A 23,650-nucleotide genomic window follows, 5' to 3' on the forward strand; every position below is an offset into this window, starting at 1 on the left:
GTCGGATCTCTCAGCGGTTCGAACGTAGACGGCACGCCGACACGCCTTCGATAGCAATCACCCGGCAATCCGTTGGCAATTGCCGAGGACGGCGCAGGCAAGCGTGTGCAGAACTCTGCCTATTACCTGGGTCGTTACTTATTGCCGGTCCGAAAAACCTTGACTTGCCTCTTCGTTGTGACGGACGGTGAAACCCAATTCCACGGACCGACAGGAGTTTCCAGTCGTGACCGACAAGAAAGTGATCCTCGCCGAGCCACGCGGATTCTGTGCGGGGGTACGCCGGGCGATAGAAATCGTCGAGAAGGCATTGGAGGTCCACGGAGCCCCCGTCTATGTGCGAAAAGAAATCGTCCACAACCACTACGTGGTGGGGGTGCTGAAACGACGCGGCGCGATCTTCGTGAACTCCGAGGCGGACGTACCTCCCGGAGCGGTCTGTGTGTTCTCCGCGCACGGCGTCTCCCCGGAGGTACGTGAGAACGCGACCGCCCGCCGGCTCGACACCATCGACGCGACCTGCCCGCTGGTGTCGAAGGTCCACCAGGAGGCGCGGCGCTACGCCCGCGACGGCCGCACCCTGCTGCTGGTGGGCCACGCCGACCACGAGGAGGTCGAGGGCACGTACGGCGAGGCGCCCGACCGTACGGTGATCGTGGAGAGCGTCGAGGACGCGCACGCGCTCGACCTGCCGCGCGACACCCCGGTCGCGGTGCTCACCCAGACCACGCTCTCGATGGACGAGACCGCCGGCATCGTCGCCGCGCTCGGCGAACGCTTCGACGACCTGCGCAGCCCCGCCGACGGCGACATCTGCTACGCCAGCACCAACCGGCAGGTCGCGGTGAAGGAGATCGCGGCGCGCAGCGATCTCGTGCTGGTCGTCGGGTCGCGCAACTCCAGCAACTCGGTACGGATGGTGGAGGTGGCCCTCCTCGAAGGGACCGCCGCGTATCTGGTGCCGGACGTCACGGAGCTGGACGTGAGCTGGCTGGACGGGGTGCGGACGGTCGGCGTGAGCGCCGGTGCCAGCGCGCCCGAGCTGCTGGTCGACCAACTGCTGGAGCGGCTGGACCAGTTGGGCTACCACGACGTGGAGCTGTCCGTCACGACCAAGGAGGACATCGTCTTCCAGCTGCCGCCGGGCCTCACCCAGGCGCGGCCGTCCGCCTGACCGGAGCCGTTGCGCCAGGGCCGGCCCGGAGCTCTAGGCCCTGTCCGGCGGATCTTCGGGGGCCCGGGACGCCTGGCACGGCACCTCACTGCGTTGTCGGAGTCGTCCAAGTACGTCCAGTACGAGCACGATCCTCCGCCTTGCGATGCACCGCACCAGACGCCCCGGGCTGATCCCCGAAGATCCGCCGGACAGGACCTGACGGCGCACGGAGCCGTACTCCGCCCGGAACCTCGGCCGCCCGGGCCCTGCGCCTGACCGGAGCCGTACGCCGCTCGGAGCCGTACGCCCGAAGGGCACCGACCCGCCGCCCCAAGGACCAGATCGCCGACTCGACAGGAGAACGCTCATGACCGTCTCACCGCCCGCACCGGCCGTCGAACGCCTCGGGGGCCTCGCCGCCCGGTCACGCGCGGCCGTCCTGGACCGTACCGAGGAGCGGCTCGACGCCATGCTCGCCGCGGAGCACTCCCGCTGGGCGGCGGTCGACGCGCGCGCCGCGGTCCCCGTGGAGGCCATCGGCGAGCTGATCCGGGCGGGCGGGAAACGGCTGCGCCCCTCGTTCTGCGCCGCCGGATTCCTCGCGGCGGGCGGCGAGTTGTCCGACTCCCGCGTGGTGGACGCGGCGGCGGCCATCGAGATGCTGCACGCGTTCGCGCTCATCCACGACGACGTCATCGACGACTCCGACCTGCGCCGCGGCAAGCCCACGGTCCATGTCCGGCACATCGACGAGCACCGTGAGCGCGGCTGGCAGGGTGAGGCCCGCCGTTACGGCGAGGGCGTCGCCGTGCTCGCCGGTGACCTGGCCTTCTCGTACGCCGGGCAGCTCATCCAGGACCTGCCCGCCGAGGCCCGGCTGATCTGGGGCCGGCTCGTCAGCGAGATGATCATCGGCCAGCACCTGGATGTCACGGTCGCCGCGGAATCCCTCCCGGACCCGAAGCTGGCCCGGTACATCGCCAACGCCAAGTCCGGCCACTACAGCGTCCACCGCCCGCTGGAACTCGGCGCGGCCATCGCGGGCGACTCCTCGTCGGCCGCCGCCTTCGAGGCGTACGGCACCGCGCTGGGCGAGGCGTTCCAGCTGCGCGACGACCTCATCGACACGTACGGCGACGCCGAGGCCGTCGGCAAGCCGGTCGGCGCCGACGCCGAACAGCACAAGATGACGCTCCTGGTGAGCCTCGCCGCGCTGCGCGACGCCCGCGTCGGCGAGCTGGTCCGGGCCGCCGACTGGGACGGCGCCGCCCTGGCGGAGGCGCTGAACAGCAGCGGTGTGCGCGCCGAAGTGGAGCACCGCATCGACGAGTTGGTGGTCCAGGCGCACGAGGCGCTGTCGGCGGCCCCCATCAGCGAGGAGTGGAAGCGCGAACTCGCCGACATGGCCGTGTCCGTGGCCTACCGCGACCACTGATCCGACAGTCCGTCCGTCCCCTCTCGGAGTCGCCAGGTCTCCTCAAGAGCGAAGGTCACGTCATGCTGAACACGTTCATCGTCGGCGGCGGGCGAGCCGGCCTCGGGCTGCACTGGCCGGTGCTGCGTAAGCTGCGCGCCCTGCCGGACCAATCCGGCCTCTGGTCACCGGACCCGCCCGTGGTCTGGGACGTCCAGGACATCCGCGAACAGGCCCTGGCCGAGGGCCTGTTGCCCGCCGACTCACTGGCCCACGCCGCCACGCTCGCGGACCCCGCCACCACGGTCGTCCATCTGTGCACGCCGCCGGCCGACCGGTTCGCCACGCTCCAGGAGCTGGCCGACCTCGGCTACACGCGCATCGTGGTCGAGAAGCCGTTGGCCGTCGGCGTCGCCGGTCTGGAGGCCGTCGACATGCTGGCGCGGGTGCGCGGTCTGCGGCTGCGGGTCGTCTCGCCGTGGCTGGCCAGCTCGCTGACCGAGGAGCTGGCGGAGCTGGTGCGGTACGGCACGTCGGGCGGCGCGCCGCGTGAGCTGGGCGCGCTGCGTTCGATGTCCTTCACCCAGTTCAAGCCGCGCTGGACGCGCACCCTGCGCTCCGACAACCACACCACCGCGTTCGACGTGGAGCTGCCGCATTCGCTCGGTGTCGCCCTGCGGCTCGCGGGCGACGCCCGGATCGTCGACGCCGCGCTGACGGACATGCGGATCGGCGACACCGTCATCCCCCGCATGGGCGGCGCCCGGCTGACGCTCCAGCACCACAACGGCGTCACCACGGAGATAGCCTCCGACCTCACCTCGCCCATCCGCGAACGCCGGATCGGGCTGCGGTTCGACACCGGTCATGTCGTCGGCCACTACCCGATCAGCGACGTCGACCACCACGCCACCCTGACGGTCCACGACGGCACGGGCACGGGCACCGGCACCGGCACCGGCGGCGGTACGGCGTCCCCGCGGATCCTCTTCGACGACGCGCTGACCAGCTACATCGACGGCGCCTACCGGGACTACGAGGCGGGCACGGACCGGTCGGGCGGTTCCGACGACCGGTCCGACTACGCGATCGCCCGGCGAGTGGTCCAACTCCTGCAAGAAGCACGCCTGTTGGCCTCCGCGCAGCACGAAGGGGAGTCCGCGCCGCGCCGCCCACCGCTGACCGGGGTCTCCCCCGCTCTCCGGAGCGGAGCCGACCATGAGAGCTGACATCCGGCTGAGTGGCATCGGCGACGAGGCCGCCCCGGGACTCGACCGCCAGATCGAGGCGGTGCGGCGGCTCGGCTGGGACAGCGTGGAGCTGCGCTCGGTCGACGGCGTCCCCCTCGCCGACCTCGACGACCCGGCCTTCGACCGGGTGGCCGGCCGGATCGCCGACGCCGGGCTCGGGGTCTCCTGCGTCGACTCCCGGATCGGCAACTGGGCCCGTACGGTCGGCTCCCCGTTCGCCGACGACCTGGCCGAACTGGACCGGCTCGCCGATCGGTGCGATCACCTCGGCACCCGCTACGTACGGATCATGTCGTACCCCAACGCCGGTCTCTCCGAGGGTGATTGGGAGCGTGAGGTACTCCACCGGGTGCGGCGGCTCGCGGCCCGCGCCGAGGGCGCGGGGCTGGTGCTGGTGCACGAGAACTGCGCGGGCTGGGCCGCGACCGACCCGGCGCGCATGCTCCGGCTGCTCGACGCCGCCGACAGCCCCGCGCTGCGGCTGCTCTTCGACGTCGGCAACGGCATCGCGTACGGCTACGAGGCGTACGACCTGCTCGCGGACATCGCGCCGTACGTCGCCCATGTGCATGTGAAGGACGGCACGGGCGACACGACCGCGCAGTTCTACTCGCTCCCCGGCGACGGCGACTGCCGGGTCGCGGACTCGCTGCGGCTGCTGTTCGACCGGGGCTACTCCGGCGCCGTCTCGATCGAGCCGCACATCAACATCCGTCCGCACGAGGGGTGGTCGGACCCGTCCGGGGACTACGTGGACGAGTTCGTGGCGTACGGGAAGCGACTCGAAAAGCTCGTGAACGGGCTGGGTCCGGCGGCGGGCCGCCCATGACCCACGCCGCCCAACGCCCCCGCCGGATCAGCCCGTCCGCCGCCGTCGGACTGACCGGGTCCGACCGTGAACTGCTGCTACACCTCCTCGCCCTCCATACCGCCGGACCGCTGGAGACCGGCGGCGGTCAGCCGGTGGAACTCTGGGAGGCGCAGAGCGCGTACGCGGAGGCGGCGGCCGAACTCGGCTTCCGGGTCGTCCACCACGCCCCCGCCGGACCCGACGCCCTCACCGGCCCCGACGTACCCCGGGCGGTGCGCCAGGCCGCCGACACCCTGCCCGGATTCCTGGACTGCCAGCCGAACATGGTGCTGCGGCTCGGACCCGAACTGCCGCGCGCGGCAACGGTGATGTTCAACGTGCACCTGGACACCGTCGCGGGCGGCGGCCCTGTCTCGTTCGGCGGATCGCGCTTCCACGGCCGCGGCTCCATCGACGCCAAGGGCCCCGCCGTCGGACTGCTCGCCGGTGTGCGGGCGGCCCTCGCCGCCTCCCCCGCGCTCGGTACCGAGGTGGGCGTGCTGATCCAGCTCGTCTCGGGCGAAGAGGGCGGCGCCATGGGCGTGTTCGGCACCAAGCCGCTGGTCGAGCAGGGGTACGTGGGGCGGCTCAACGTGTTCTGCGAGCCGACCGGCCTTCGCGTACTGAGCAGGGCCACCGCCTCCATGACCGCGCGCCTGCGCGTCGACGGCCGCGACGGCATCGACGACGAGCCGGGCGCCGGCCACAACGCGACGGTGCTGCTCGGCTATCTCGCCCAGCACCTCGCCACCGAACTGCCTCCGTACGCGGTCGACGGACAGGTCTGCGTCGCCGGCATGAACACCGGCTCCATGCACAACAAGGTCTACGGCACAGGGCAGTTGCTGATCAATCTGTCGTACGGCTCCCAGGACACCGGGCGCAAGCTGGAGGCCGCGCTGGAGGATGTACTGCGGACCGGTGTGGAGCGTTTCCGCGAACGCTTCGCCGGCATTCCGACCTTCGCCACCACCGCCCGCGACGCCGCGCGGGTGACCCATCTGGACTGGCTGAAGCGGGGGTTGCCCGCGCTGTGCGCCGACGACGCGTGGGTCGGCGAGCTGCTGCTCGACCGGGCGGGGCTCGCCCCGTGGCCCGCCGGACTGCCCGCGTTCACCTGTGACGCCATCTGGCTGGCCGGCGTACCCGACACCTCGACGGTGGTCTTCGGCCCCGGCGACCTCGGCGCCAACCAGGCCCACGCGGAAGGGGAGTTCGCCGATCTGGCCGATCTCGACCGGTACGCGCGGCACATCGGGCGCCTGCTCATCTCCTTCGCACGCAACCGGTTCGACCGGCTTGACCGGCTTGACCAGGGGAACTGACCTATGACGACGAGCACTTCCACCACCACCACCGGCACTTCGGTACGGGTCGGCGCGACCGAGCTGGTGGCGTTCACGGCCGCCGTGTTCCGGCACCACGGCCTGCCCGCCGAGCGGGCGCTGACCGCCGCGCACGCCCTGGTCCACGGCGACCTGACCGGCATCACCTCGCACGGCCTGACCAACCTCACCCGCCTCTATCTCAAGCTGTTCGAGGACGGCCGCTGCGACCCGGCCGCCGAACCCGAGGTGCTGGCCGACCGGGGCGCCGCCGTACTGCTCGACGCGCACCGCGCCCTCGGCCTCTGGTCGGCGAGCGAGGCCGTCGACCTGGCCGCCGAGCGTGCCCTGACGTACGGCGTCGGGCTCGTCTCCGTACGCGACGCGACCCACCTGGGCTGCGCGGGCGCGCACGCCAAGCGGGCGGCGGACCGGGGAATGATCTGCCTGCTGGTCTCCAACTGCGGTCAGCAGCGCATCATCCGGCCCCCCGGCGGACAGGCGGCGCTGCTCGGCACCAATCCGCTCGCGTTCGCGGCGCCCGCAGGTCCGCGGCCCCCGCTCGTACTCGACATGAGCACCACCGTGGTCCCGACCGGGCGCGTCCGGGGCGCGGCGCGGGCCGGACAGCCCATCCCGGAGGGGTGGTTGGAGGACAAGGACGGCCGACCGGTGACCGATCCGCACGCGCTGGACCGGGGCGACGGCTATCTGAAGTGGCTGGGCGGCGATCCGGCGACGGGGGCTTTCAAGGGGTACGGGCTCGGCCTGCTCGTGGAAGTCCTCGGCGCGCTCCTGCCGGGCGCCGGGCTCGGCCCGGCGAAGGAGGCCTGGTCCGGCAGCGGCAGCCCCAGCGGCCAGGACGACGACATCGGCTTCACGGTGCTGGTCGTCGCGCCTGCGGAGCTGCGTCCGCGCGAGGACTTCGAGGCGCAGACGGCGGGGATGTTCGACGCGCTGGTCGGCTCCCCGGCGGTGGCCGAGGACCGCCCCGTCCGCTACCCCGGCTGGTTCGAGGCCGAACGCGCCACGGAGCACGGCAGGAGCGGGGTCCCGCTGTCGGCGTCCCTGTTCGAGGAGTTGGTCGCGGTGGCGGCGGAACGGGGCCTGAACGCGCCGACCGTGCTGCCCGAGCCGACCGCGCTGCCCGGGCCGACCGACAGGCCGTAGCCCCGGAGCCCCGGAGCCCCCCACACACACCACCAAGCTCACCCAAGGAGGACACAGACAATGAAACCCCTGCGGATAGGCGTGGTGGGGCTCGGGGTCATCTCCCGGTTCTACCTCGACGCCTTCCCCGGCCTGCCCACGCTCGACCTGGTAGCGGTGTGCGACCTGCGCGAGGAGGCCCTGGCCCCGCACCGCGCGGCCGGTCGGCCCTGCTACCGGGACCACCGGCGGATGCTGGCCGAGGCCGGACTCGACGCGATCGTCGTCAACGTCCCCAACGACGCGCACGCGGCGGTCTGCCGGGACGCGCTGGAGGCGGGCGTCGCGGTCTGCGTCGAGAAGCCGCTCGCGCTGGACCTCGCCGACGGCCGCGCGCTGACCCAACTGGCCGTGCGCGGCGGGTCGGTGCTGTTCACCGCGTTCCACCGGCGCTACAACGACAACGTGCTGGGCCTGCTGCGTTCGCTCCCCGACGCGGCGGCCGTGGAGTCGGTGACGGTCCGCTATCTGGAGAAGATCGAGGAGCACGTCGGCAAGGACCGCTGGTATCTCGACCCGGCGCGCTGCGGCGGCGGCTGCGTCGCCGACAACGGCCCCAACGCCTTCGACACGGTGCGGCTGTTCCTCGGCGAGCTGACGGTCGAGTCCGCCGACGTCGTACGCGACGAGGAGGGCGTCGACCGGCAGGCGCGGGTGGAGCTGCGCTCCGCCGGCGGGGTGCCCGCCACCGTGGAGCTGGACTGGTCGTATCCGCACGGCGAGGCGAAGGACGTCACCGTCCGGCTGAAGGACGGCACCGAGCACCACGCCGACATGCTGGCCGGACACCACGCGTTCAAAAGCTCGCTGAAGCACGAATACGTGGGTGTGCTGGGCGAGTTCGAGCGGGCGGTCCGCGCCGGTACGGACGCCTCCCGCGCCGGGCTCGCGATGCTGGAGCTGGTCGACGCGACGTACCGGACCGAGCGGGAGGGGGCGGTCCCGTGCTGAACAGGACGGCGTACGGTCCCCCGGCACCCGCGCTGCTCGCGCCCAGCCCGGAGAACGGCGACAAGCGCACGGTCAGGTCCGAGGTGGTCAAGGTGCTGCGCCACCGCCGTACGGACCGGGGGATGCGTCTGGAGGAGTTCGCCTCCCGCTGCGTACGCCAGGGCGAGTTGCACGAACTGGTCACCACCGACCATCTGGAGACCGAGGAGGGCTCCCGTATCGACCGGGTCGGCTTCCTCGGATTCGTGGAGATCTCGGTCGCCGGGGTGCTGGACCGGGGCGACATCGTCCTCGTCGACGGGGAGCCCATCGGCACCCTCCTGGGCTTCGACGCCTGCCACTTCCCCAACCACTACAACGTACTGATCCACACCGCCTGGACGCTCACCGGTCCCGAGGCCGGGCTGCGGCCGGGCTCGCAGGTCAGCTTCCGTCCGCCGCCGTCCACGGACGGCGACACGGGTCCGGGCCGGTCGTGACGGCCCCGTACGACATGGAGGATTCGGTCATGCCCCTACTCGACGAGATCGCGGCCCCTCGCGACCTCCGCGCCCTCACTCCGCCACAACTGGACCAACTGTCCGGCGAGATACGTGAGTTGATGATCGACGCGGTGTGCCGCTCCGGCGGACACCTCGGGCCCAACCTGGGCGTGGTGGAGCTGACGATCGCGCTGCACCGGGTCTTCGACTCGCCCAGGGACACGCTGCTCTGGGACATCGGCCACCAGACGTACGTGCAGAAGCTGTTGACCGGCCGGCACGCCGCGTTCGGCGGGCTGCGTACGCGCGGCGGGCTGTCCGGGTACGCCTCGCGCGCCGAGTCCGAGCACGACGTGATCGAGAACTCCCACGCGTCGACGGCCCTCAGTTACGCGGACGGGCTGGCGCGCGCCCGCGAGTTGAGCGGCGACACGGACCGCGCGGTGGTGGCCGTCATCGGGGACGGGGCGCTCACCGGCGGCCTGGCCTGGGAGGCGCTGAACAATCTGGGCGGTGCGCGGCAGCGGCCGGTGATCGTGGTCCTGAACGACAACGAGCGCTCGTACGCGCCCACGGTGGGCGGCCTGGCGGCGCACCTGGCGCGGCTGCGCGCGGGAACGGGGCCCGGGAACGTCTTCGAGGAGTTCGGGTTCGGCTATCTCGGCCCGGTCGACGGGCATGACATCGCCGCCGTGGAGGAGGCGCTGGGCCGGGCGCGGGCCCTGGGCGGTCCGGTCGTCGTGCATGTGGTGACGGAGAAGGGGCGGGGCTGGGAGACGGCCGAGACGAACGAGCTGGACCGCTGCCATGTGGTCCGAGCGACCCCGTCCTCCGCTTCGGCGCCGTCGGCCACCCCGGCCTGGACGTCGGTGTTCTCGGACGAGATGGTACGAATCGGTGAGGCCCGCTCCGACGTCGTGGCGATCACGGCGGCGATGGCGGAGCCGGTCGGACTGCTGGAGTTCCAGCGGGAGTTCCCCGCGCGCACGATCGACGTGGGGATCGCCGAACAGCACGCGGCGGCCGCGGCCGCCGGCCTGGCGCTCGGCGGGCTGCACCCGGTGCTGGCCATCTACGCGACGTTCGGCAACCGCATGATCGACCAGATGGTCACCGACATCGCCCTGCACTCCGCCCCGGTCACGCTGGTCCTGGACCGCGCGGGCGTGACCGGCGACGACGGCGCCAGCCACAACGGCATGTGGGACCTGACGCTCTTCCAGGCCGTACCCGGCATCCGTATCGCCGCGCCACGCGACGGTACGCGGCTGCGTGAACTGCTCCGCGAGGCGGTCGCCTGGGACCGGGGGCCGACGGTGCTGCGCTTCCCCAAGGGCACGCCCGGCGCGGACATCCCCGCCCTCAGCACGACGGACGGCTTCGACGTGCTCCACAACGCGCCCGGCCGCGACCTGCTGATCGTCGCCGTGGGCCCGATGGCCCGGCTCGCGCTGGACGTCGCCGGGCGGCTCGCGGACGCGGGCGTCGGGGCGACGGTGGTCGACCCGCGCTGGGTCGCGCCGGTCAACCCCACGCTGGTGGAAGCCGCCGCGTACTTCAAGCAGGTGATCACCGTCGAGGACAGCGGACGCGTCGGCGGCGTGGGCAGCGCGTTCGCGCAGGCCCTGGGGGACGCCGGGATCGACACCCCCGTACAGAACTTCGGCCTGCCGCGCGAATTCCTCGACCACGGGTCGCGGGCCCAGGTCCTCGCCCACTGCGGCCTGACCGCCGACGCCGTCACCACCGAGGTGCTGGCCCGGCTGACCCCGGAAAGGACACTCACTCCATGACCACCATCGCTTTGGGCATGCCCGACATCCCGACGAAGCTCGCCGACCGGAGGGTCAGTCGTAAGATCCAGGTCGGTTCGGTGGCTGTCGGTGGGGATGCGCCGGTGTCGGTGCAGTCGATGACGACGACGCGTACGTCGGACATCGGGGCGACGTTGCAGCAGATCGCTGAGCTGACGGCGTCGGGGTGCCAGATCGTGCGGGTGGCGTGTCCGACGCAGGACGACGCGGACGCGCTGGCGACGATCGCGCGGAAGTCGCAGATCCCGGTGATCGCGGATATTCATTTCCAGCCGAAGTATGTGTTCGCGGCGATCGACGCGGGGTGTGCGGCGGTGCGGGTGAATCCGGGGAACATCAAGCAGTTCGACGACAAGGTGAAGGAGATCGCGAGGGCGGCCTCGGCGTCGGGGACGCCGATCCGTATCGGGGTGAACGCGGGTTCGCTCGATGCGCGGCTGCTGAAGAAGTACGGCAGGGCGACTCCGGAGGCGTTGGTGGAGTCGGCGTTGTGGGAGGCGTCGCTGTTCGAGGAGCACGGGTTCCGGGACATCAAGATCTCGGTGAAGCACAACGATCCGGTGGTGATGGTCAACGCCTACCGGCAGCTCGCCGCGCAGAGCGACTATCCGCTGCATCTGGGTGTGACGGAGGCGGGTCCGGCGTTCCAGGGCACGATCAAGTCCGCCGTCGCGTTCGGTGCGCTGCTGAGTGAGGGCATCGGGGACACGATCCGGGTGTCACTCTCCGCCCCTCCGGCGGAGGAGGTCAAGGTCGGTATCCAGATTCTGGAGTCGTTGAATCTGAAGCAGCGGCGGCTGGAGATCGTGTCGTGTCCGTCGTGCGGGCGGGCGCAGGTGGATGTGTACAAGCTGGCGGACCAGGTGAGTGCGGGGCTGGACGGTCTGGAGGTGCCGTTGCGGGTGGCGGTGATGGGCTGTGTGGTGAACGGTCCGGGTGAGGCCCGTGAGGCGGATCTGGGTGTGGCGTCGGGCAACGGCAAGGGTCAGATCTTCGTGAAGGGCGAGGTCATCAAGACGGTCCCCGAATCGAAGATCGTCGAGACCCTCATCGAAGAAGCCATGAAGATCGCCGAACAGATGGAACGCGACGGGGTCCCGTCAGGTGAGCCCTCGGTGGTGGCGGGGGTGTGACGTCCGACGAAGGCCGGGCGGGGCGTTGATCATCGGGCACGCCTCGCCCCGCGGTAAGCGGAGCCAAAGAGTCCCCATATAGGCGACAACATCGGACTGTGAGGACTATCACACGCGATGATCGGAGCAACAAGACAACCAACGTTCTCCGACTCTTGTCTTGAATTCCGATGAACAACATGCCTGCTCCTGACGTCAGCGTGATCGTCGGGGCCTATGAAGCGATGCCCTACCTGATCCGCTGCCTGGAATCGGTTGAGGCTCAGACGCTGGGCGCCCAGCGCATCGAACTGATAGCCGTCGACGACGGGTCCACCGACGGCACAGGGGAATACCTGGAGGAGTTCGCGGCCCGCAGCTCCGTCCCGACCCGTGTGGTGCGTCAGGCCAATTCGGGCGGGCCCAGCGGCCCGCGCAATGTGGGCCTGGGCATGGCCAGGGGCCGGTATGTCTTCTTCCTCGACGCGGACGACTACTTCGCCGACGACGCGCTCGAGAACATGATGGCCATGGCCGACCGGGCCGGCACGGATGTCGTGCTCGGCAAGGTGGAGGGGGTCAACAGAGGCGCCCCCAAGTCCATGTGGAAGCGGACCGCCGACCGCATGGACGTCTACGACTCGCAGATCATCTTCACGCTGAGCGCGCAGAAGCTGTTCCGGCGCGAGCTGATCGAGCGGCTGGGGCTGCGGTTCGACGAAGGACTGCGGACCGGCGAGGACGCCCTCTTCACCATGGAGGCGTACCTCCGGGGCAACGGGGTCTCCGTGTTCGCCGACCGGACCTGCTACTACCTGGTCGGCCGCGACGACGGCAAGCACGTCACCAAGAGCGGCGTCTACACGCACCGCTTCGACTCCGCGCGCGCGATGATGGCGCTCATCCACGACCTGGTCCCGGCCGGTCCGAAGCGCGACCGCCTGCTGGTCAGGCCCTTCACGATCGGGCTCATCCAGCAGTTCGGCCCGGGGATCGTGAAGGAGTCCCCGGAGGTCCGCCGGCACAAGCTGGAGCTGGCGCAGCCGCTGATGGAGAAGTACTGGTCACCGCAGGTCGCACGGCGGATCAAGGTCGCCGAACGGCTGCGGCTGGAGTGCGTCGCGCTCGGCCGGCTCGACCTGCTCGACGACATCCTGGCCTACATCAAGGCCGGCACGGAGCCGGAAGTGATCATGCGCGGCCGGGGCCGCACCCTGCACCTCGCCTACCCCCACTTCGGCGACCGCCGCGCCGGTATCTCCGACGCGGCGTACGAGGTGACGACCCCCGACTGGGTGGGCAAGCCGGGCGGCAAGTCCATCGAGCCGCCCCGCCTCACCCGCCAACGCCGCTCCCTGACGCGCCGGCTGGCACGTGGGGTACGTACGTGGGTCAAGGGGATGCCGCAGCGGGGCCGGATCCCGTCCCCCCGACAGGACACCCCCTAGCCCTAGCCCCGGCCCTAGCCCCGGCCCCCCGCCGCCGCCGGAGCGGCCGTGCCCTGGTCGAGGGGGCGCAGCATGCGGCCCGCCACCTGGACCCGGGACGTGCAGCCCAGTTTCTGCATCACCTTGCGCATGTGGTTCACCGCCGTCCACTCCGCGATCCCCAGCCTGCGCGCCACCTCCCGGTTGGTCAGGCCCTCCGTGACCAGCATCGCCACCTCGTGTTCGCGCCGGGTCAGCGAGCCGACGAGGTCGGTGTGGCGTGGCCGGTGTTCGGGCGGTTCGATCAGGGCGAGGGCCAGGGCGACCGCCTCCCCCGGGGTGCACCGGCCGCCCTCCTGCCAGGCCGTGTCGAAGGCGCTGCGGCCCATCCGTTCGCCGACCTGGCCGAGCAGGGTCCGGCCGACGGCCCCCGGCTGGCCCGCCAGGGTGTCGCCGACCCGGCGGCGGAGCGCGTCCGCCGCGCCGAGCAGTCGTGCCGCACGCTCCCACACGGCCGCCGTGCGGCCGTACTTGTGGGTGAGGAGTTCGGCCAGGACCGCCAAGCCCCGTGCCACTTCCGGCAGATCGCCCCGGTCGTGCAGCGACAGCAGCGCCCGGCAGGCCAGTTGCTCGGCCCGGTCGTAGTCGCCCTGAGCCCCCGTCAGTCCCGCGAGCGTGAGCTTGACGCGGGCCGCCGAGCGGGCGTCCTCCGCCCGCTCGAAGAGCCGTACCGCCTCTGTCGCGTGCCGCACCGCCGACGCCGCGTCACCCCGGTCCCGGCGGACCTCCGCGAGGCGGGCCAGTACTGCCCCCCGGCAGCACTGATCACCGCCCCGCGGGTCCAGGTCCGCCAGCACCAGGGTCAGCAGGTTCTCGGCGGCGGGGAGGTTCCGCTGGATCTGGGCGAGCCTGGCCAGGTGCCGGCGTACGGTCGCGATCCCCGGGCCGTCGGCCAGCTCGGTGTACGCCGCCAGCGCCTCGTCCAGCCAGGGCTTGGCGCCCGCCGGGTCGTCCGTCAGGAGCAGCGCCTCACCGAGCGCCTCCAGCGTGGCGAGCCGTACCCGGAGCCGTTCCGTACCGAGGCGCACCGCGGCGGACAGCCAGTGCGTGGCGCTCTCCACCTCGCCGCGCAGCAGCCAGTACGGCTGGGCCGCCGTCGCCAGCGTCGCCACCGCCTCGCCGTTGCCCGTCTCGACCAGGAACTCCAGCGCGGCGAGCACGTCCTGGTGCCAGTGACCGAACTGCTCCAGCGCCGCCGCCTGCCCCGGCCCCTCCAACTGCTTGCGGATGCCGTGCAGTTGGCGGACGAAGAAGACGGCGTGGTCGGCCCGGACGGGCCCCAGGGCGTCCTGCCGCCCGAGGTGTGCCAGGGCCTGCGCCCGGGAACTGCGCAGCATCCAGAACCGAATGCTGCCGTCCCGCTGCTCCTCGGTGAGCAGCGCGCTGTGGTCGACCATCTCCTCCAGCGCCTGCCGGGTGACGTCCAGCGGGAGTTCGAAGACCCCGGCGGCCTCGGCGACACCGAAGCTCTCGGTGAACACCCCGAGCCGTACGAGGAGTTCGACCGCCTCCGGCGGAAGTCCCAGCGTGTCCACCCCGGCGCCCGGATCCGTTCTCGTAGCCGTTCCCGCACCCGTTCCCGTGTCCGCGCTCAGCTCGTCCAGCAGCGCGCGCGGCGAGCTGACCTTCAGCCGTGACGCGGCCAGTTCGATCGAGAGCGGCAGCCCGTCGAGCACCTGGCAGAGCTTGGCAACGGTCTCGCGGTTCTCGTGCGTGAGCCGGAATCCGGGCCGTACCGCCTTCGTACGGTCGACCAGCAGCCGTACGGAGTCGACCTGCCCCAGCCGACCCAGGTCGGCCGTGTCGTGCGGTGTGGGCACCGCCAGCGGGAAGAGCGGGACGCGGTGTTCGCCGTACATCCCGAGCACCTGGGTCCCGACGGTCAGCAGACACAGCCGCCGGGCCGCCGCCGCGACCGCCTCCCACAGCTCGGCGACGCCGCGCGGGGGCCGGTTGCCGCAGTCGAGTACGAGCAGGAAGTCCCGCCCGCCGAGGTACTCCCGCAGTAGATCGAGCGGAGCGCCGTCCGCGCGATCCGGCGCCGGCGCCAGCTCCAGCGCCTCCGCGACCGCGCGGGCGAGCCCGCCGTCGGGGTCCGTGTCCGCGAGCCGGAGCGTGTCCAGCTCCACATAGCGCCCGCCGTCGGCGAAGTCGCCGGAGATCTGCTCGAAGAGCGCGCTGGCCAGCCGGCTCTTGCCCACGCCCACCGGGCCGGTGAGCGTGAGGATCTGTCCGTTCGGGGCGGCGGCGCGGGCCTTGAGGTCGGCCAGTTCCGCGTCCCTGCCGACCCGGGAGGTGAGCGCGTAGCGCGCCCGCTGGTGCGTGGTGGGCGGGCTCGCGGACGTGGACGTGGATGGGGATGTGGACACGGTCGCGGTCGCGGTCGCGGGACTCGTGGCGTCCCGCACCGGGTCGCCGCCCGTCTGCCGCACCGTTTCGACGATCCGTATCGGTCCTTTTGTTCCTTCGTTGCTCTGTGCGCGCATCTCGGCCCCCGTGGCTCACATAGGTCGCACGACTCACTCTTTGTTTCTCTCTCCCCGGGAACCTCACAGGCCCCGTCCAACGATCGGTCAAGGCTCGGTCAGTGAACGCTCACAAACACACGAAAGCCGCCCGCCCACCGGGAGTCCGGCGGGCGGGCGGCGACATGCCGCGTATCTCGTGGGTCAGGACTTGTCCGGCCGATCATGTGACTGCCTCGAGCCCGAGTCATTGATGTGAGTATGGGGCGGGGTGATCTGAGTGATGCCGAGTGGGAACGGCTGCGGCCGTTCCTGCCGGTCAGCAACGGTCGTGGTGACCGCTGGCGGGATCGCCGGCAGGTGGTCAACGGGATCCTGCACCGGGTACGGAGACCTCGGCGTCATGACCCGCGTTCCCCCACACCGTGACCCCTGGGTCATGCACGACCACGTTGAACGGCGACTCCTCCGGCTCCGCCTCGGTCATCACCGTGAAACCCTCACCCGGGCGCATGCAGTGATCAGTTCCCCACGGCTCGCCCCACAGGCAGACCATGCTGCTGGTCTCGTTGCTCAGGCTCGTCCTGGACACGCTCGCACCCTCACCAGCAACATGGTCGGCCGGACAAGTCCAGGAGGGATGCCAGAAGGAACTATCGCCGGAATTGGATCGGGGCGCGCCACACCAGCGTGAAGCACATACCCAACGTCAATACAGACATTGCTGCTAGCAACCCGAGCACCGAGGTGCCCGGCAGAAGTGGCCACGCCCAGGGGTGCGGTCGGCCGTCGGCTTGCCATCCGATCGCCGCCAGCACGATTGGGACCAGCGTGGTCAAGCCAGCCGCGGCCCGCGGTCCGAAGAGTGCGGCAAAGAATAGGGCCATACCGATGTAGCCAAGCCCGTCGCGGCCGATGACGATGGCGATTTCCTGGCGCGCCAGGAGATAGGCGCATCCAGCTGTGCCCGCAATGAAGATGGCGATGCACAGGCCCCATCCCGCGTCCAGGGCGCGCATCGGGTGCGCGGCGATGGATTCGAGGCGTCCGTCCGTACGTCCCGTTCCGTAGAGGAAAATGGCTGCCGGTAGCACGGGGATGAGTTGCCCGATCAGGAAGCTGCCCGAGCCTCCGGTGAGCACGGGCAGGGGCAGTTTCGCAGTGCCCATCAGCAGACCCAATCCGACCGTGGCCAGAACCGTTCCCACCAGGACCCATGCTGCGCGGATCTTGAGCCACCAGATCATGCGGTGCCCGCCTCGGGGGACAACTGAGGCTTGCCCGTGCAGGTACGCATCGCAGCGGTGTTGCGGTCGTACCAGGCCTTCTGCCGGGCCGGCGACAGCGTCCTGACCTTCTGTGCGAGAGCCGTGGTGTTGTTATCGGTGTGGGCGGCCGTCTGGGCCTGTGTGGCGCCGGCGCTCAGGAACATCCAGGCAGCCACCGGAGCAGCTGCGACCTGGGCAGGGTAGGGGCCGTGCAAAGCACAGCGCGGAGTGGCGGGCATCAGCCCGGAGATGACTGCGGAGCGGACCTGATCGGCGTTGGCTTCGGTGAAGTTACCGAGGCGGGTGGCCCCGTGTGCAGGGCGGGCCGACATGGTCAATTCAGGCGGGACCGGTACACCGGCGGACCGCAGGCTCTTCACGATGCTTGCTGCTTGCGCACGGACCGCACCAGGGTGAACGACTTCAGGCCATAGGCACACCGTCACGTCCTGCTTCTGGGTGCAGCGGAGTTGATTGTCGGGGCGAGCCGTAACGGCAGAGGAGGACAGCGGACGTGCCAGCGATACGCCGGTGGCTGTTCCGAGAACCAGGAGCGCCAGACCTGCCGCGATAGCGGCACGTGTTGCACGACGGTCGATGATGACCGCGCAGGCAAGGATGATGCCTGCCGTGAAGGCCACGGCGCTCCAGATCGCTCGGACGTTGAATATCTCGCTGGGGGTGCAACAGTCCACGAAGGCTGAACCCACAAGGTGGCGGACCCACAGAGTGTCCCAGGACCGAGGGTAGGAGTTTGCCACGAAAGCGCCGATCAGGCTCACGGGCACCGAGATGGCGGGGTTGAACTGCCGACCAACGCAGTATCCGGCCAGGGTGCTTGCGAGGATAAGGAGGAACTCCACGGTAAGAATCCGCCAGTCAGGAAATCCCCAGGAGACACCGGCTGCGGTGGCGGAAACGGCGACGCCTGCCAGGCAGGTGAGCAACCCTCCCAATATCACCGGAACCAGCACGGCTCCGGTGATATGCAAAGGTCCTCGAACGCTTGGCTGTTGGAAGACCGCACCACGCGTGAGGCGCGCCCCCTCCCATGCCCCCAAACCGGCGCAGATGGTAGCAATAAATGGGAGCGGGGACATGGAACTCCCCATCACCGAGGGCCAGTAGTGGGATGTGGTCCACTCCGTCAGGTCCTGGTTGACAGCCACCACAACGAAGACGATCAGGAGGGGCACGACGTAAGTAGCGAGGGATGATCGCACGAGGGTACGCAGTAGCATCTTCTAGACATCCTGTCGCACAACTTGGGCGTAGGCGGCTTCAGCACGTTCCCTTGGCAGGGCGCCGTGATTACCTGCCAGCGCGTAGAACGCTTCAGGGGCGCCCTGAAAGCGCACCGCGCCGTGGTCAAGCACGACGACCTGCGTGTAGGAATCGGAGAGGTCCTCGGTCTGATGCGTGGACACCAGGACGTGGACGTCCGCGCTGAGTCTTTCCAGCAGGTCGCGGAAGACACCGCGCTGAGCCGGGTCGAGGCCGGCCGTCGGCTCGTCCAGAAGGATCAGTTCGCTGTGGTGCGTGAGGGCTCCGGCAATCCCCATACGCCGCATCTGGCCGCCGGACAGTTGGTGGCTCTTGCGATCCCCCAATGCGGCGAGCTGCGTGCGGGCCAGTGCGTCCGACGAAGCATCCCATGCGGCCCGGCGGGACATGCCCTTGAGCCAACCCGAGTACGCCACCTGCTCGCGCACGGTCAGCCCCGGTATCGCGACGATGTTCTGAGGCAGCCAGGCCACCGCCCGTACGTATCGGGCCCGGCCACTACGTCGGTCCGACGCGATGTCACGCCATGTGATCCGCCCCTGCCGGGGTCGATGGTGGGTGGCGGCGAGCGCCATCAAGGTTGACTTGCCTGCTCCATTGGGCCCGAGCAGCACGGTCGCCCGCTCAGTGATGGTCAAAGAGAAATCAGAAAACACCCATCTTTTGCGATTGTAGCCGAAATTGATTCCGGAAAGTTTCAGTACCATTCGTAAGACGCAATCTCTCGGCGGATCACCGCCAGCGGGTAATTTGGTGTCCGTAGGCGGAGACGGGGCCCGGAGCCTTTACGGCTCCGGGCCCCGCATCAGCGAGCCTTTACCATTTGATGACTACGCTGTCTACGCTAAGAACAGCACCGCCGGAGACGGCGTCCAATCTGAAGTAGTAGCTACCGGACGCGGTCGCATTGCCCCACGTTGAGGTCCAGCACTCATTGCGCTTGACTCCGTATTTAGCGTCGGGCTGGAGGGAGATCACACGGTGCAGGTTGATGGATGCCACGTTGAAAATGGCGTCCGTATGACAGCCTGAAAGCCCGACGGATGTCACGACCCCGTCGTTCTGGTTGTCGGTCCATCTATTCGACTCGCTCCCGACCCCCCAACTCGATATGTAGCTATTCCTGGAACCCTCCGCGTGGGCGGGAAGGGCGCTCATTCCGAGCAGCACAACGGAACAAGCAACTGCCATGGAAACCTTGCGCATTTTTTGCATGGCTCTCCCTTTCAGATCCAGTCGTCTTGGGTGTTTCACGATCCATTGTGAAACGCTCGGTGATCATAAAGTCACCGCAAGAGCTTCACCATTAGGCGTCATGCAATCAATGATCCGTTTTGCCATTCTTTGCCCTGTGGTACGCCCCCTCACTTGCGAATCCCACGGCTGATAAATGACGCAGATGATAGAGGAATTTTGCAGGCATATAGCCCATATCTCCCCAACGTCTGCGAAGTGTGCGGACCCGAAGCGGTGAAGGTTCTTTTTGCAGCTCAGGTGGGATGAAGTGGGCGCGACCGTGGCGAATCGTTGGGTCGTAGCAGCACCATGAATGCGATTGTCCGCCGGAGCGCAGAGGCCAAGAGGGAAGATTTTCGGCCAAATGAGCGATGGCGACTGAAGGTGTATCGAAGCTGAACTTGGTATGTCTGTACAGGAAATATCTCTCCCCTCAGGGCTGTCCCGTGAATGATCTTTAGGTCGTCTCGGGCGTGGTCGGCCACCGTGGCGCCCACTGATTTATCCGGCGGGGACCAAGTTTGTGTATCTGTGCGACGCTCAGCATGGCGTGGTGCACTCCGTCGCCGTTGAGGCGACAGTTGCGAGCGAAAAGCCTCGGCGACAAGCTCGTCCGACCTAGTCGGCAAGCCGAGCGAGCGCTTCTCTCGATGATCGTGCCAGTCTTCGAGATCGGCATTCTGTCAGACCGTTCCTCCCGTGCCTCAAGTGTCATTGCACGGTTGTTCCGATAGCTGCGCCCGTATGCCACAAGATGGGGATCCCAGTTGAACAGTTTCGTACGCATCGAGGACTTGTCCGGCCGATCAAGTTCGCGGCCAGATGGCAAGGCTTGCTGCTGTGGCGGTGCCGACGAAGACGTAGCCGCGTCTGTCGTGGCGAGTGGCACAGGATCGGCCGCAGGCGGTTCCAGTCGGCATCTGTCAGGTCGCCCAGCCCCATGCCCGCACTGACGCCCCGGGAGCGGAGCAGTTACTTGAACGGACTCCCGTGTACCGGGGCGTGCAAAGATCGGTGAATGGTGCGTGTGGGTGAGTTCTTCCTTGCCGGAGACGATGAGTCCGCGGTGCGGGTGGGCCCGTGTAAGAGTCACGATTTTGCTGCCGTGCCATGCGACGGTATCTATCCAGATGACGCGATTCCGAGGTGGGAGACCCTGCTGACGGGCGCGGAGAGCCCAGTCCGAGACGTGGTGCCCATGGCCAACGACGGTTTCACCGTTTTCGCTGTCCCGGAGCCGCTGGTCACAGCTTTGGTCAGTGCACGCACAGATCAACTCCGAGCCGCAGCCGTTGCGTGGGCTGAGTTCGTCTCCGAGCCGGACGACGAGATCTCGCTGGACAGCGCGGTGCACCTCCTTGAGGGGTTGTCAGCCCTAGCCAGGAGTCGTGCGGAAAAAGGCATGAGCCTGTACTGCTGGTACTTCGCGCCCTGACCTCACTCGGCCGGTGCCATTAGCTGCAGTGGTCGGCATGACGCGTAGGTGAGCATCATCGTGAAGTTCTTCGTGGCGCCGGACGACGCGTTCAGCGGGTCTGGCCCTCCGGACCGGGCCGGGAGGGGCATTCGAGTCGCTCTCCTTCGTTAACTTCGATCCCGAAGAGGCCGTGGTCGAGTGGGAATGCCTTCTGGTCGGCGGCAGTTTCGAGGAACTCGTCGAGGCCGGTGAGCCTCGCATCGTCGCCGGCCAGGGCAATGACGGGTGCGTCGTCTTCGCGATCTCGCCTCGCCTGTCCACTGCACTCGGGGACGCCGGGCACTCCTGGTTGCATGACGTCTCTGCCTCGTGGCCTCGGCTGCGTGCGGAGGACGGTGAGGTCATCGACACGGAGATCGCCGACGCGATCGTGAGTGATCAGGCTGCTCTCGTCAGCAGCGCCCGGCGCCAGAACCAGAGCGTCTACTGCTGGGTCGCGTAGGAGTTCATGTTCGGAGCCAGATGGCGACGGACGCCGCTGTGGCGGTGCCGAGGAAGACGTAACCGCGCTTGTCGTAGCGAGTCGCGACCGCCCGGAACTGCTTCAAGCGGTTGATCGCCCGTTCGATGGTGTTGCGCTTCTTGTGGCGGTCCTCATCGAAGCCGGGCGGTCGTCCACCGCGTGCGCCCTTGCGCAGGCGAGCCCCCTGACTGTCGGATTTCTCCGGGATGGTGTGGCGGATTCCTCGCCGTCGCAGATACTCGCGGATGGGGCCATTGCTGTAAGCCTTGTCGGCCGCGAGGCTGTCGGGTTTCTTGCGTGGCCGTCCCGGGCCATGTCTGGGCACCCGGATCTTCTCCAGGACCCGCTTGAACTGGGTGCAGTCCGCCCGCTGACCTGGAGTGACGATCAGGGACAGCGGGCGGCAGCGGCCGTCCGCGCTCAGGTGGAGCTTGCTGGTGAACCCGCCCCGCGAGCGGCCCAGGCCCTCACCTCCCGCACCACCTCCACCAAGCGGGCGACGAGACTCCGCCACGGCGTCTCGTCCTGGTGTTCCATCCCTTCGGCCCCTTTTGCCCCCGGGGCCGGAGACGGGTCAGTGCGGGCGCCGGCCGCATGCTAATGCGCGCGGACGATGGTGGAGTCGACCGAGATGTCCCAGTCGATCTCGCCTGCTGCATCGGCCGCAGCCTGGACCTGCTCAAGCAGACGCTCCCAGGTGCCGTCGGCCGACCACAGGCGATGGCGTTCGTAGACGGTCTTCCACGGCCCGAAACGTTCGGGCAAATCACGCCACTGCACCCCGGTCCGCGCCCAGTGCAAAATCCCATCGATCACCTGCCGGTGATCCCGCCACCTGCCACAACGCCCATTGCTGACCGGCAGGAACGGCCGAAGCTGTTCCCACTCGGCATCCGTCAGATCACCCCGCCCCATGCCCACAGGAACGACTCGGGCACGGAGTAGTCACATGATCGGCCGGACAAGTCCTAGGCGGTCCGCACCGGTCCCTCCGCGACAGCGGGGCTCCGCCGCGACAGGATCCGCTCCGCCGCCAACTCCCCCGCCTGCACGGCGGCTTCGCTCGTCGGGCGCTGGAAGACCCAGTCCCCGGCGAACTCGACCGCCCGCGTGGGCCGGTCCAGGAAGGCACCCTGCAGCCGCAGCGCGTCCGGGGTGGCCTCGGGGGCCGCGTACGGGAAGCGGTGCACGTACGACCTGCGCAGCGCCGTACGCAGCTCGGGCACGTACCTGGTGGCGCGCCCGAGCAGCGCCTCGACGACCTCCTCGCCGGGCCGGTCCATCAGCTCGTCGGTGGCGCGGGCCGCCGTCAGCATGCTGACCAGTCCCTGACCGCGCGGCGCCCGGTTGGCGGCCTTGAAGTGCTCGAAGGTCAGGCCGGCCAGATAGCCGTCCTCCTTCTCCGGGATGAGCAGCGCGTAGACCTTCTTCGTGCCGCGTGACTGACGGACCGTCAGGGGGCGGTCGACCAGACAGGTCACGCGGATCATCCGGGAGTACGACGTGGCGTCCAGGAAGGGGAGTTCGTCGGCGGGCGCCGACGGATACAGCTTTCTGGCGACCGGCGCCGGCACCGCGAGTACGGCCTCGCGGGCCGTCACCACGCTGCCGTCGGTGAAGACCAGCCGCACGCCCCCCTCGGGGCTCCCCGTGACCTCCTGGACGGCTCTCCCGGTGTGCACGGTCAGCCGGTCCGCGACCTTCCGCGCGAGGGAGTCCATCCCGTCCCGGTAGGTGCGCCAGCCGTGCAGCCCCCGGGTGGCGACCATCGTCGCGACCAGCGGCGCGACGCAGGAGCGCCGGGTGTCCCAGGCCCAGCCGGTGGCCGCCGCCGGCTGAAGTAGATAGTCGTGCAGGTCGGGGTGTCTGCCGTCGACGAACTCGGCGACCGTACGCAGACCGAGCGGGCTCTCCCCCGGCCGCCGCGTGCTGACCTTGCCCAGCGCCGGCAGCAGTCCGCCCAGCATCCCGGTCATGGCCATCCGGCCGCCGGGCGACAGCCCGGCGCCGGTGAGGGTGCCCACCCAGTGCCCGCTGCCCGCGTGCGCCTTGCCGTCCCGCCAGACGCCGGCCAGGCTGCCGACCTTGAGCACCCCGCCGTCCCGGTCGAGGCCGACGTCCTTGATCAGCCGCCAGGTGGCCGGGTAACCGTGCGAGGCCAGGGTCTCGGTGCCCGTCTCCACCAGCCAGCCGTCCTCCTTCCGCGCCCGCATCCGCCCGCCGATGTCGCTGTCGGCCTCGAAGACCTCCGGCGCCCGGCCGGCCTCCTTCAGCCGGTACGCGGCGGTGAGACCGGCGATCCCGCCCCCGACGACGGCCACATCGACGTGCGTGCCCGGCTGTGTGTCCGACTGTGTGCCCGACTGTGTGTTCGTCTCTGCCATGGCTGGTGCGCTCCCTTCTCCAC

The 23,650-nt window shown here is 69.5% G+C and carries 20 protein-coding genes and 1 pseudogene; 14 read left to right on the forward strand and 7 right to left on the reverse strand.

The window, feature by feature from the left end; all coding sequences use genetic code 11:
- The first annotated feature begins 226 nt into the window (after positions 1-226).
- The 11 genes from ACFT9I_RS21000 (at position 227) to ACFT9I_RS21050 (ending at position 13,011) form a co-directional block, all read left to right on the forward strand.
- Positions 227-1,174 carry a 4-hydroxy-3-methylbut-2-enyl diphosphate reductase gene (locus ACFT9I_RS21000; RefSeq protein WP_382566271.1) on the forward strand — a complete coding sequence of 316 codons (948 nt, stop codon included), beginning with the start codon at positions 227-229 and terminating at the stop codon, positions 1,172-1,174.
- Positions 1,175-1,523: 349 nt separating this feature from the next.
- Positions 1,524-2,591 (forward strand): polyprenyl synthetase family protein, encoded by a 1,068-nt coding sequence (locus tag ACFT9I_RS21005; protein WP_382566273.1) that lies wholly within the window; start codon positions 1,524-1,526, stop codon positions 2,589-2,591.
- Positions 2,592-2,653: 62 nt separating this feature from the next.
- A complete protein-coding gene (locus ACFT9I_RS21010; RefSeq protein ID WP_382566275.1) occupies positions 2,654-3,799 on the forward strand; it encodes a Gfo/Idh/MocA family oxidoreductase in 1,146 nt (381 codons plus the stop codon).
- Positions 3,789-4,649: a sugar phosphate isomerase/epimerase family protein gene (locus ACFT9I_RS21015; RefSeq protein WP_382566276.1), complete on the forward strand. Its 861-nt coding sequence runs from the start codon at positions 3,789-3,791 to the stop codon at positions 4,647-4,649. The genes ACFT9I_RS21010 and ACFT9I_RS21015 overlap by 11 nt, the downstream gene beginning before the upstream one ends.
- Positions 4,646-5,995 (forward strand): M20/M25/M40 family metallo-hydrolase, encoded by a 1,350-nt coding sequence (locus ACFT9I_RS21020; RefSeq protein WP_382566278.1) that lies wholly within the window; start codon positions 4,646-4,648, stop codon positions 5,993-5,995. The genes ACFT9I_RS21015 and ACFT9I_RS21020 overlap by 4 nt, the downstream gene beginning before the upstream one ends.
- A gap of 3 nt (positions 5,996-5,998) precedes the next feature.
- Positions 5,999-7,165 carry an Ldh family oxidoreductase gene (locus ACFT9I_RS21025; RefSeq protein WP_382566280.1) on the forward strand — a complete coding sequence of 389 codons (1,167 nt, stop codon included), beginning with the start codon at positions 5,999-6,001 and terminating at the stop codon, positions 7,163-7,165.
- Positions 7,166-7,225: 60 nt separating this feature from the next.
- Positions 7,226-8,155 (forward strand): Gfo/Idh/MocA family protein, encoded by a 930-nt coding sequence (locus tag ACFT9I_RS21030; protein ID WP_382566281.1) that lies wholly within the window; start codon positions 7,226-7,228, stop codon positions 8,153-8,155.
- Positions 8,149-8,634: a DUF6917 domain-containing protein gene (locus tag ACFT9I_RS21035; protein ID WP_382566284.1), complete on the forward strand. Its 486-nt coding sequence runs from the start codon at positions 8,149-8,151 to the stop codon at positions 8,632-8,634. The genes ACFT9I_RS21030 and ACFT9I_RS21035 overlap by 7 nt, the downstream gene beginning before the upstream one ends.
- A gap of 29 nt (positions 8,635-8,663) precedes the next feature.
- Complete coding sequence (locus ACFT9I_RS21040) at positions 8,664-10,430, forward strand: 1-deoxy-D-xylulose-5-phosphate synthase (RefSeq protein ID WP_382566285.1); 1,767 nt, start codon at positions 8,664-8,666, stop codon at positions 10,428-10,430.
- Positions 10,427-11,584: a flavodoxin-dependent (E)-4-hydroxy-3-methylbut-2-enyl-diphosphate synthase gene (ispG, locus tag ACFT9I_RS21045; protein WP_382566286.1), complete on the forward strand. Its 1,158-nt coding sequence runs from the start codon at positions 10,427-10,429 to the stop codon at positions 11,582-11,584. The genes ACFT9I_RS21040 and ispG overlap by 4 nt, the downstream gene beginning before the upstream one ends.
- 170 nt (positions 11,585-11,754) lie before the next feature.
- Positions 11,755-13,011, forward strand: coding sequence for a glycosyltransferase family 2 protein (locus tag ACFT9I_RS21050; RefSeq protein ID WP_382566287.1), 1,257 nt, complete (start codon positions 11,755-11,757; stop codon positions 13,009-13,011).
- Positions 13,012-13,025: 14 nt separating this feature from the next.
- On the opposite strand, the gene ACFT9I_RS21055 is transcribed toward ACFT9I_RS21050, so the two are convergent.
- Positions 13,026-15,536 (reverse strand): ATP-binding protein, encoded by a 2,511-nt coding sequence (locus ACFT9I_RS21055; RefSeq protein ID WP_382566288.1) that lies wholly within the window; start codon positions 15,534-15,536, stop codon positions 13,026-13,028.
- 240 nt (positions 15,537-15,776) lie between these two features.
- Between ACFT9I_RS21055 and ACFT9I_RS21060 the strand changes: the two genes are divergently transcribed.
- Positions 15,777-15,944 carry a transposase gene (locus tag ACFT9I_RS21060; protein ID WP_382566289.1) on the forward strand — a complete coding sequence of 56 codons (168 nt, stop codon included), beginning with the start codon at positions 15,777-15,779 and terminating at the stop codon, positions 15,942-15,944.
- Here ACFT9I_RS21060 and ACFT9I_RS21065 read toward each other — a convergent pair.
- The 4 genes from ACFT9I_RS21065 to ACFT9I_RS21080 all read right to left on the reverse strand — a co-directional run bounded on the left by ACFT9I_RS21065 (position 15,880) and on the right by ACFT9I_RS21080 (position 18,774).
- Positions 15,880-16,107 (reverse strand): hypothetical protein, encoded by a 228-nt coding sequence (locus tag ACFT9I_RS21065; protein ID WP_382566291.1) that lies wholly within the window; start codon positions 16,105-16,107, stop codon positions 15,880-15,882. The two genes, ACFT9I_RS21060 and ACFT9I_RS21065, sit on opposite strands and share 65 nt — an antisense overlap.
- 61 nt (positions 16,108-16,168) lie before the next feature.
- Positions 16,169-16,762 carry a hypothetical protein gene (locus ACFT9I_RS21070; RefSeq protein ID WP_382566293.1) on the reverse strand — a complete coding sequence of 198 codons (594 nt, stop codon included), beginning with the start codon at positions 16,760-16,762 and terminating at the stop codon, positions 16,169-16,171.
- Positions 16,759-17,757: a hypothetical protein gene (locus ACFT9I_RS21075; protein WP_382566294.1), complete on the reverse strand. Its 999-nt coding sequence runs from the start codon at positions 17,755-17,757 to the stop codon at positions 16,759-16,761. Before ACFT9I_RS21075 ends, ACFT9I_RS21070 begins: the two co-directional genes overlap by 4 nt.
- A gap of 270 nt (positions 17,758-18,027) precedes the next feature.
- On the reverse strand, positions 18,028-18,774 hold the full coding sequence (locus ACFT9I_RS21080; RefSeq protein WP_382566296.1) for an ATP-binding cassette domain-containing protein: 747 nt from the start codon (positions 18,772-18,774) through the stop codon (positions 18,028-18,030).
- Between the two features lie 1,556 nt (positions 18,775-20,330).
- Between ACFT9I_RS21080 and ACFT9I_RS21085 the strand changes: the two genes are divergently transcribed.
- Both ACFT9I_RS21085 and ACFT9I_RS21090 read left to right on the forward strand, forming a co-directional pair.
- A complete protein-coding gene (locus tag ACFT9I_RS21085) occupies positions 20,331-20,738 on the forward strand; it encodes a hypothetical protein (RefSeq protein WP_382566297.1) in 408 nt (135 codons plus the stop codon).
- 172 nt (positions 20,739-20,910) lie between these two features.
- On the forward strand, positions 20,911-21,222 hold the full coding sequence (locus tag ACFT9I_RS21090) for a hypothetical protein (protein WP_382566299.1): 312 nt from the start codon (positions 20,911-20,913) through the stop codon (positions 21,220-21,222).
- 4 nt (positions 21,223-21,226) lie between these two features.
- Here the strand turns inward: ACFT9I_RS21090 and ACFT9I_RS21095 are convergent.
- Positions 21,227-22,158 (reverse strand): annotated as a pseudogene (locus ACFT9I_RS21095) (IS5 family transposase).
- 53 nt (positions 22,159-22,211) lie between these two features.
- A complete protein-coding gene (locus ACFT9I_RS21100) occupies positions 22,212-23,627 on the reverse strand; it encodes a protoporphyrinogen/coproporphyrinogen oxidase (RefSeq protein ID WP_382566300.1) in 1,416 nt (471 codons plus the stop codon).
- Positions 23,628-23,650: the final 23 nt, after the last annotated feature.

It is taken from the genome of Streptomyces sp. NPDC057137 (genome assembly GCF_042670825.1).
Lineage (GTDB): Bacteria > Actinomycetota > Actinomycetes > Streptomycetales > Streptomycetaceae > Streptomyces.